General features: G+C 64.9%; 3 tRNA genes. All 3 read left to right on the top strand.

Features of this window, described 5'->3' with window-relative positions:
• Positions 1 to 174 precede the first annotated feature (174 nt).
• The 3 genes from NW837_RS15585 to NW837_RS15575 all read left to right on the top strand — a co-directional run bounded on the left by NW837_RS15585 (position 175) and on the right by NW837_RS15575 (position 410).
• A tRNA-Ala gene (locus NW837_RS15585) sits at positions 175 to 250 on the top strand.
• Between the two features lie 3 nt (positions 251 to 253).
• Positions 254 to 328 (top strand) — tRNA-Val (locus NW837_RS15580).
• Positions 329 to 333: 5 nt separating this feature from the next.
• A tRNA-Pro gene (locus NW837_RS15575) sits at positions 334 to 410 on the top strand.
• Positions 411 to 573 lie beyond the last annotated feature (163 nt).

Raw genomic sequence — 573 nt, 5'->3', positions numbered from 1 at the left:
CCCATGCGCGCTGGTGCTGACGGGCGTCAGCACGCGCGACGACCTCGCCTGCGCCCCGCTGGAACATCTCCCGCAGTGGGCGCTGAACGACCTGAGCCAGCTGCTCGGCGACGCTGTCGAAAACCTCTTGATTCACGCGCCCTAAGTGGGGTATAATCCCTTGTGCTGCACCGAGGGGCGGTAGCTCAGCTGGGAGAGCGCTTGCATGGCATGCAAGAGGTCGGCGGTTCGAATCCGCTCCGCTCCACCAAGTGCGCGGTTAGCTCAGTGGTAGAGCACTTCCTTGACGTGGAAGGGGTCGGAGGTTCGAGTCCTCCACCGCGCACCATTTCACGGGGCGTGGCGCAGTATGGTAGCGCGCCTGCTTTGGGTGCAGGAGGTCCCCGGTTCGAGTCCGGGCGCCCCGACCATTACTTGCGTGCGCGTTGCTTGGCGTCCACAATCACCCCGTCGAAGATGGCGACATTCGATTTGACTTTGCAGTCGCGCCCGACGACGCAGCGCACCAGCATCGTGTCGCGCATCACGGTCGCGCCGTCCCACAGGATGCTCTCCTGCACGACCGCGCTCTCC

This window comes from Synechococcus sp. R6-10, from assembly GCF_047461815.1.
Classification (GTDB): Bacteria; Cyanobacteriota; Cyanobacteriia; order Thermostichales; family Thermostichaceae; genus Thermostichus.
The sequence above is the reverse complement of the archived record's forward strand: the minus strand, read 5'-3'. Positions and strand labels throughout refer to the sequence as shown.